7 protein-coding genes are annotated in these 9,046 nt (G+C 59.8%); 5 read left to right on the top strand and 2 right to left on the bottom strand.

What is annotated here, in order from left to right; all coding sequences use genetic code 11:
• Positions 1-111 precede the first annotated feature (111 nt).
• A complete protein-coding gene (gene xthA, locus NN484_RS11805) occupies positions 112-924 on the top strand; it encodes an exodeoxyribonuclease III (RefSeq protein WP_127652070.1) in 813 nt (270 codons plus the stop codon).
• A 162-nt stretch (positions 925-1,086) separates the two neighbouring features.
• Complete coding sequence (locus NN484_RS11800; RefSeq protein ID WP_274659158.1) at positions 1,087-2,421, top strand: substrate-binding domain-containing protein; 1,335 nt, start codon at positions 1,087-1,089, stop codon at positions 2,419-2,421.
• Positions 2,422-2,551: 130 nt separating this feature from the next.
• On the opposite strand, the gene NN484_RS11795 is transcribed toward NN484_RS11800, so the two are convergent.
• Positions 2,552-3,781 (bottom strand): acyl-CoA dehydrogenase, encoded by a 1,230-nt coding sequence (locus NN484_RS11795; protein WP_003223710.1) that lies wholly within the window; start codon positions 3,779-3,781, stop codon positions 2,552-2,554.
• Between the two features lie 171 nt (positions 3,782-3,952).
• On the opposite strand from NN484_RS11795, the gene NN484_RS11790 reads away from it, so the two are divergent.
• The 3 genes from NN484_RS11790 (at position 3,953) to NN484_RS11780 (ending at position 6,484) form a co-directional block, all read left to right on the top strand.
• Positions 3,953-4,888, top strand: coding sequence for a LysR family transcriptional regulator (locus NN484_RS11790; RefSeq protein ID WP_127652072.1), 936 nt, complete (start codon positions 3,953-3,955; stop codon positions 4,886-4,888).
• Between the two features lie 150 nt (positions 4,889-5,038).
• The gene (locus NN484_RS11785) at positions 5,039-5,440 is read left to right on the top strand and encodes a MerR family transcriptional regulator (protein ID WP_127652073.1); all 402 of its coding nucleotides are present in this window, start codon (positions 5,039-5,041) and stop codon (positions 5,438-5,440) included.
• A 144-nt stretch (positions 5,441-5,584) separates the two neighbouring features.
• On the top strand, positions 5,585-6,484 hold the full coding sequence (locus tag NN484_RS11780; RefSeq protein ID WP_215500954.1) for a hydroxymethylglutaryl-CoA lyase: 900 nt from the start codon (positions 5,585-5,587) through the stop codon (positions 6,482-6,484).
• 628 nt (positions 6,485-7,112) lie between these two features.
• Here NN484_RS11780 and NN484_RS11775 read toward each other — a convergent pair.
• Entirely contained in the window at positions 7,113-8,807 is a 1,695-nt protein-coding gene (locus tag NN484_RS11775; protein WP_274659157.1) for an AMP-binding protein, read from the bottom strand.
• Positions 8,808-9,046: the final 239 nt, after the last annotated feature.

The following is a 9,046-nucleotide window of genomic DNA, read 5'->3' as shown; positions in this document are numbered from 1 at the left end:
GCGCCAGGCCTGACAACATAAATCTCACAGAGTCAGGTGAATCTGCCTACCCCACACTGGCCCATCTCCCCCATGTCAGCTAGCATCGCCCTTTTGCCAGGACTGCCGACCATGAAGATCGTTTCCTTCAACATCAACGGACTGCGCGCCCGTCCGCATCAGCTGGCAGCGCTGATCGAAAAGCATCAGCCGGACGTGATCGGCCTGCAGGAAACCAAGGTCCACGACGACCAGTTCCCGCTGGAAGAAGTGCGGGCGCTGGGCTATCACGTTTATTTCCACGGCCAGAAAGGCCATTACGGCGTCGCCCTGCTCTCGCGCAACGAGCCGATCGCCGTTCACAAAGGCTTCGCCACCGATGAAGAAGACGCCCAGCGCCGCTTCATCTGGGGCACCTTCGCCGACGCCAATGGCGTGCCGGTGACCATCATGAACGGCTACTTCCCGCAGGGCGAAAGCCGCGACCATCCGACCAAGTTCCCGGCCAAGCAACGCTTTTACAGCGACCTGCAAACCCTGCTGGAAAGCCAGTTCCACAACGAACAGCCGCTGGTAGTGATGGGCGATGTGAACATTTCCCCGGAAGACCGCGACATCGGCATCGGCCCGGACAACATGAAGCGCTGGCTGAAAACCGGTAAATGCAGCTTCCTGCCGGAGGAGCGCGAGTGGATGGCCCGCCTGAAGAACTGGGGCCTGACCGACAGCTTCCGCCACCTGAACCCGGACGTGAGCGACATGTTCAGCTGGTTCGACTACCGCAGCCGTGGCTTTGAAGATGAGCCGAAACGTGGGCTGCGGATCGACGTGATCCTCGCCTCCCATGGCCTGTTGCCGCGAGTGAAGGATGCGGGCGTGGACTATGAACTGCGCGGGATGGAGAAGCCGTCGGATCACGCGCCGATCTGGCTGGAACTGGCCTGATATCCACCAAGATCAAAAGATCGCAGCCTTCGGCAGCTCCTACAGGGGATCGCATTCCAATGTAGGAGCTGCCGAAGGCTGCGATCTTTTGATCTGTCATGTTTTGGTCATGCGTCTGACTTAATCTCCCCGGCAATCCCCTTGGCTTGATTCGGTGCCGGCATGACCCTGCGTGTTCTGTTCGTCTTTGTGTTGAGTGCATGGCTGACGGTCAGCGCCGCCGCCCTGCCGATCCCCGAAAACGGCCCGGCACTGCGTATTCAGGGTTCCAATACCATTGGCGCCGATCTCGGCCCCGCGCTGGTCGAAGGTTTTTTGCAGGAACAGGGCCTGCTGAAGATCCACCGCGAAAACCCCGACACCGCCAACGAACAACACATTGTTGGCCAGACCGCACAAGGCAAACGGGTCGTGATTGAAGTCGCCGCCCACGGCTCCAGCACTGGTTTCACTGCGCTGAAAAGCGCCAGCGCCGACCTCGCTGCCGCCTCCCGTCCGATCAAGGACAGCGAACTGCTCAGCCTGCAAGCGCTGGGCGACATGAAGAGCCCTGAGGCCGAGCAAGTCATCGCCATCGACGGCCTGGCGATCATCCTGCATCCCGACAATCCGCTGCAGCAACTGGACACCGGGCAACTGGCGCGGATCTTCGCCGGTGAGGTGAAAACCTGGGAAGACCTCGGCGGGCGCGGCGGTGCGATCCATCTATATGCGCGGGATGATCAGTCCGGCACCTACGACACGTTCAAGGAACTGGTGCTGAGTCGTCGCGGGAAAAGTCTGAGTGCCACGGCGAAACGCTTCGAGTCCAGCGAGCAATTGTCCGACGCGGTGAGCAGCGATGCGCAAGGCATCGGTTTCATCGGCCTGCCTTATGTGCGTCAGGCCAAAGCCGTGGCAATCGCCGACGGTGCATCGCAATCGATGTTGCCGCTCAACAGCCTGATCGCGACGGAAGACTATCCACTGTCCCGACGGCTGTTCTTTTATCTGCCACCTACCAGCCAGAATCCGTGGGCTTCAGCGCTGGTGGCGTTTGCGCAAAGCCCACAGGGGCAGAAGATTGTCGCGGCCAACGGTTTCATCAGCCAGACCATCCATGCGATGACCGTCACGCCGAATGCGCTGATGCCCGAGGGTTATCAATCCCTCAGCCGGCATGCCCAACGTCTGACAGTGAATTTCCGCTTTGAAGAAGGCAGCGCCAGCCTCGACAACAAGGCGCGGCAGGATCTGGCGCGGGTGCTCGACTATATAAAGCGCCACGACAAGACCGAGCGTGCGGTGACGCTGGTGGGCTTTGGTGACGAGAAAGACGACCCGGCCCGGGCCGACCTGCTGTCGAAACTGCGGGCCATGGCGGTGCGCCGCGAGTTGGTGAAGAACGGCGTGGTGTTGCGCGAGGTGCGCGGGTTTGGCGCGTTGATGCCGGTGGCGGCGAACAGTGCGGATGAGGGGCGGATCAAGAATCGGCGGGTTGAGGTTTGGGTGTATTGAGCCTGATGTTGATGAACTGAATGGGCAGGCCCTTTCGCGAGCAAACTCGCTCCCACAGGGATCGCATTCTTCCATTTGGAATGCGGTTTAATGTGGGAGCGAGCTTGCTCGCGAAGCAGGCGACGCGGTCTTAATGACCGCTGCGCAGCATCTCTTTCGGCACATACTTGCCGATCTCGAACTTGCCGATCGCCGCGCGGTGCACTTCGTCCGGGCCGTCGGCCAGGCGCAGGGTGCGTTGCATCGCGTACATGTAGGCCAGCGGGAAATCGTTCGACACCCCGGCCCCGCCATGGATCTGGATCGCCCGGTCAATCACCCGCAGCGCGACGTTCGGCGCGACGACCTTGATCTGCGCGATCTCGCTCTTCGCCACTTTGTTGCCCACGGTGTCCATCATGTACGCCGCCTTCAGAGTCAGCAGGCGCGCCATGTCGATTTCCATCCGCGAGTCGGCGATCTTGTCGACGTTACCGCCCAGACGCGCCAGCGGTTTGCCGAATGCGGTGCGGCTCACCGAGCGTTTGCACATCAATTCCAGTGCACGCTCGGCCATGCCGATCGAACGCATGCAGTGGTGAATCCGCCCCGGGCCAAGGCGACCTTGGGCGATTTCGAAGCCGCGGCCTTCACCGAGCAGGACGTTTTCGTACGGCACCCGCACGTTATCGAACAGCACTTCGGCGTGGCCGTGCGGTGCGTCGTCGTAACCGAACACCGGCAGCGGACGGACGATTTTCACCCCGGGGGTGTCGACCGGCACCAGGATCATCGAGTGCTGGGCGTGGCGCGGTGCATCAGGGTTGCTCAGACCCATGAAGATCAGGATCTTGCAGCGCGGATCGCAAGCGCCGGAGGTCCACCATTTTTTGCCGTTGATCACCCACTCGTCGCCGTCACGCACGGCGCGGGCGGCCATGTTGGTCGCGTCGGACGAAGCCACGTCCGGTTCGGTCATGGCGAACGCCGAGCGGATTTCGCCGCGCAACAGCGGTTCGAGCCAGCGCTGTTTCTGTTCTTCGTTGGCGTAGCGCACCAGCACTTCCATGTTGCCGGTGTCCGGCGCCGAGCAGTTGAACGGTTCCGGCCCGAGCAACGAGCGACCCATGATTTCCGCCAGCGGCGCGTATTCGAGGTTGGTCAGCCCGGCGCCGAGCTCCGATTCCGGCAGGAACAGATTCCACAGGCCTTCGGCTTTGGCCTTGGCTTTGAGTTCCTCCATGATCGCGGTCGGCTGCCAGCGATCGCCCTCGGCAACCTGGCGTTCGAACACGGCTTCGGCCGGGTAAACGTAAGTGTCCATGAACGCGGTCACGCGCTCACGCAGTTCTTGCACCTTGGGCGAATAAGCGAAATCCATGAGCAATTACCTTCTTTAGGCAGAGGTTGTTCAGATCATGCAATCGATGCTAGAACAGCGCTGATAATTTACCTAGCCTATTCTCGGCGTGTATAAACATTCATCACCGATATATGATCCGCTGATCGTCAGGCCTTAAAACATCAGCCCTAAAACAAGAGAAGCCGCGTTATGAACCTGAGCAAGGTCGACCTCAACCTTTTCATTGTCTTCGACGCGATCTACACCGAAGCCAACCTGACCCGCGCCGGGCAGATTGTCGGCATCACCCAGCCGGCGGTGTCCAACGCGTTGGCGCGGTTGCGTGAGACCTTCAACGATCCGCTGTTCGTGCGCACCGCCCAGGGCATGGTGCCGACGCCGATGGCGCAGAACATCATCGGCCCGGTGCGCAATGCGTTGTCGCTGCTGCGGGTGTCGGTGCAGGAAAGCCGGATTTTCAACCCGGCCCAGGCGGTCAAGACCTACCGCATCAGCATGACCGACCTCACTGAAGCGGTGATTCTGCCGCCGCTGTTCCAGCGTTTGCGACGTCTGGCGCCGACGGTGATCATCGAGAGCTTCCTGTCCAAACGCCGCGAAACCACCAAGGAACTGGCCGCCGGACGCCTGGATTTCGCCGTGGATGCGCCGCTCAACACCGACCCGCAGGTGCGCCACGTCAAGCTGATGGAAGACCGTTACGTCTGCGCGATGCGCAAGGGCCATCCGCTGGCGGGCAAGGAAAAACTCAGCCTCGACGATTACCTGTCACTGACCCACATTCATATCTCCAGCCGCCGCAGCGGCCTGGGTTATGTCGATCTGGCCCTCGGCAAAATGGGCATTCAGCGCAAGATCGCCCTGCGCTCACAGCATTACCTGATGGCGTCCCAGGTCATGCAGCAGACCGACATGGTAATGACGGTGCCCGAGCGCTTTGCCCGGCGTAACGACTTGCATGCGTTCAACCTGCCGGTCAACGACGTGCCGCCGCTGGAGACTCATCTGTACTGGCACGAAAGCACCGATCAGGACCCGGCCAACCGCTGGATGCGCGAGCAGATCATCGAGTTGTGCCAGCAGGTGGCGGCGCAGGAGAAGAAACTCGATAAGCAGGTGGTTTGAGGAAAGATCAAAAGATCGCAGCCTTCGGCAGCTCCTACAATTGGAATGCATTTTCCTGTAGGAGCTGCCGAAGGCTGCGATCTTTTTCTTGCTTGACGTAAACGTCAACTCGCCATTAGCTTAGCGCCAAGACCTTTTTCGAGCGCTTTCATGAGCAGCCAGACCTACAGCATTTCCGACCTCGCCCGCGAGCTGGATATCACCACCCGGGCGATCCGTTTTTATGAAGAACAAGGCCTGCTCAGCCCTGAGCGCCGTGGCCAGGAACGCATCTACTCGCCGCGCGACAAGGTCAGCCTGAAGCTGATCCTGCGCGGCAAGCGCATCGGTTTCTCGCTGGCCGAATGCCGCGAGTTGATCGAACTCTACGACCCGTCCAGCGGTAACACCAAACAGCTCAACAGCATGCTGGCGAAAATCAGCGAGCGCCGCGAACAGCTGGAGCAACAGTTGCTCGACATCGAACAGATGAAACTGGAACTCGATACCGCTGAAGAACGCTGCGTGCAGGCACTGGAGCAGACGCTCAAGAGTCAGCAGCCGGTTCAGTAACCAACACAAATCCCCTTGTAGGAGTGAGCCTGCTCGCGATAGCGGTGGGTCAGTCAACATCACTGTTGAATGTGAAATGGCTATCGCGAGCAGGCTCACTCCTACAAGGGTTCTCAACGATTTCAAAAGAGCAGGTCAACCGCCATGTCCCTCCCCTCCCATGTTCGCCTGATCGAAGTCGGCCCGCGCGATGGCCTGCAGAACGAAGCCCAGCCGATCAGCGTGGCTGACAAGGTGCAACTGGTCGACGCGCTGAGCGCCGCTGGTTTGAGTTACATCGAAGTCGGCAGTTTCGTCTCACCGAAATGGGTGCCGCAGATGGCCGGTTCGGCCGAGGTGTTCGCGCAGATCCAGCGCAAGCCCGGCGTGACCTACGGCGCCCTGGCGCCGAACCTGCGCGGGTTTGAAGATGCGCTGGCCGCCGGCGTGAAAGAAGTCGCCGTGTTCGCCGCCGCGTCCGAGGCGTTCTCGCAGCGCAACATCAATTGCTCGATCAGCGAAAGCCTGGCGCGCTTCGCACCGATCATGGAAGCCGCGAAACAGCACGGCGTTACCGTGCGCGGTTACGTGTCCTGCGTGCTCGGCTGCCCGTACGAAGGCACGGTCGCCCCGGAGCAAGTGGCGATGGTCGCCCGTGAGCTGTATGCGATGGGCTGCTATGAAGTGTCCCTCGGTGACACCATCGGCACCGGCACCGCTGGCGCGACCCGGCGGCTGTTCGAAGTGGTGTCGGCGCAGGTGCCTCGGGAAAAACTCGCCGGGCACTTCCACGACACCTACGGCCAGGCCATGGCCAACATCTATGCCAGCTTGCTGGAAGGCATCGCGGTGTTCGACAGCTCTATCGCCGGCCTCGGCGGCTGCCCGTACGCCAAGGGCGCGAGCGGTAACGTTGCGACCGAGGACGTGGTGTACCTGCTCAACGGCCTGGGCATCGAGACCGGTATCGACCTGGACGCCTTGATTGCCGCGGGTCAGCAGATCAGCGCGGTGCTCGGTCGCCCGAGCGGTTCGCGTGTGGCCAAGGCCCGTAACGCACAGTGAGGTCGAAGGTGTTACCGCTGTGTCCGAAACGTGGGCATAGACGAGTAACACGGAAACAAATTGTCTGGTTTGCCCTGAAGGAAAAATCCTTCAAAAAACTCAAGCCATTGATTTACAAGGCTTTTAAAAAGTTGGCACGGCTTCTGCTATCTCTATGGCATAACAAGAATAAAAAGCTGCAAACCAATAAAAATAAGACGTACCGACTCTGACATAACAAAAACAACACGGCAGAGACGCAGCTAACAGATTTTTTTGGAGAAGGTGTGCTTTTCAGGGTGCTCTCAGGAGTGACCCGCAACCGGGCAGAGAACAATAAAACTACCTTCAGGTAGCTCCCGAATCGGTTGGATCGCTTGGCGAGAAAGCAGATCAGCGCTCAAAAAAATACGTTTGCTCTTGACCCCGGATGGGGGTCGCCAAAAACAGCGGTAAAGGGCCACGGTTGCCAAAAACAACAACAGACCGCCCCTCAATAATAAGAAAGAGCACGCGACGACAAAATTAAAGGGGAGCTTCGGCTCCCCTTTGTGCTTTCTGTGATTTGTGTTTTTAAAAGATCGCAGCCTTCGGCAGCTCCTACACCGATCCCCTGTAGGAGCTGCCGAAGGCTGCGATCTTTTGATCTTCAATGTAGCGCCTTAAGCTCTTCGATACTGATCTCGCGCATCCGGAACTTCTGAATCTTGCCCGTCACCGTCATCGGAAACTCTTCGACGAACTTGAAGTAACGCGGCGTCTTGAAGTGCGCGATGCGCTCCTTGCACCAGGTTTGCAGTTCCAGCTCGGAGGCATTGTGGCCGGGGTGGAATTTGATCCAGGCGACAATCTCCTCGCCGTAACGCGAGCACGGAATGCCGATCACCTGCACGTCCGCCACGGCCGGGTGAGTGAAGAAGAACTCTTCCAGCTCACGCGGGTAAACATTCTCGCCGCCGCGGATGATCATGTCTTTGTTACGCCCGGCGATGTTCACGTAACCCTCATCGTTCATGCTCGCCAGGTCGCCGGTGTGCATCCAGCCCGCCTCATCGATGGCTTCGGCGGTGGCCTGCGGGTTGTTCCAGTAACCGAGCATCACGCTGTAACCGCGGGTGCACAACTCGCCGATGGTGCCACGCGGCACCAGATTGCCGGCCTCGTCGATGATCTTGCTTTCCAGTTGCGGCTGAGTGCGACCGACGGTGGTCACGCGCAGTTCCAGTTCATCGTTTGGCCCGGTCTGTAGCGACACCGGGCTGGTTTCGGTCATGCCGTAGGCGATCTGTACTTCACTCATGTGCATCTCGCTGATGACCCGGCGCATCACCTCGATCGGGCACGTGGCGCCGGCCATGATCCCGGTACGCAGGCTCGACAGGTCGAAGTCCGCACGTAGCGGTTGATCGAGCATGGCGATGAACATGGTTGGTACACCATAAAGGCCGGTGGCCTGTTCTTCGGCGACGGTTTGCAGGGTCAGCAGCGGGTCGAAGGCGTCGCTGGGGTAGATCATGGTGCTGGCGTGGGTGATGCAGCCGAGGTTGCCCATGACCATGCCGAAGCAGTGGTACAGCGGCACCGGGATCACCAGCCGGTCGCTCGGGGTCAGGCCGATGCTTTCACCGACCATGTAACCGTTGTTGAGAATGTTGTAGTGACTGAGGGTCGCGCCCTTGGGGAAACCGGTGGTGCCGGAGGTGTATTGAATGTTCACCGGCTGATCGAAGTGCAGGCTGTCGCTGCGTTCGTGCAACTGTTGGGGTGAGACACCCGCGGCCAGATCGACCAGTTGCGACCACGGCAGGAAGCCTGACGGTGGCTGTGCATCGAGGCTGATCACCCCGCGCAACTCCGGCAGACGCTCACAGCGCAACTGGCCGATGGATTGCTCGGCCAGTTCCGGTACCAGCCCCTGCAGCATGGCGTGGTAGTTGGAGGACTTGAATGCCCCGGCGCACACCAGCCACTGACAGCCGGACTGTTTGAGCACGTATTCCAGTTCAGAGCTGCGGTAGGCCGGGTTGATGTTGACCAGAATCACGCCGATTTTCGCCGTGGCGATTTGCGTGATGCACCACTGCGCACAGTTCGGCGCCCAGATACCGAGCCGATCCCCCGCCTGCAAACCCAGCGCCAACAGGGCTCTGGCATGCAGATCCACCGCGTCGGCCAGTTGCCGCCAGGAATAGCGCAACTGCTGATGACGCACCACCAGCGCCTCACCGTCCGGGTACTGCGCAACTGTCTGGTCGAACTTCTGCCCGATGGTCATCGCCAGTAAGGCTTTGTCTTGGGCGCCACGGGTGTAGCTGCGTGGCGGGTTTGCACTGGGTTGATCCATGACGACCCCTATTGTCTTTATTAGTGGGTTTGCCGGATTTAATCCCTGTGGGCGAGCTTGCTCGCGAAGAGGTCAGCGGATTCAACATCCATGTTGACTGATCTGACGCTTTCGCGAGCAAGCTCGCTCCCACAAGGTCTGCTCCGTTTCAATCTTGAACTGCCCTTACTCTCGCTCAAGTTGACGTTAACGTAAAGGGTGATTGACAGCCTTCCGTCTCAGGCTTACGTTAACGTAAA

The organism is Pseudomonas serboccidentalis, from assembly GCF_028830055.1.
In the GTDB taxonomy this organism is placed as follows: domain Bacteria; phylum Pseudomonadota; class Gammaproteobacteria; order Pseudomonadales; family Pseudomonadaceae; genus Aquipseudomonas; species Aquipseudomonas serboccidentalis.
This window is presented reverse-complemented; position numbering and strand designations above follow the sequence as displayed.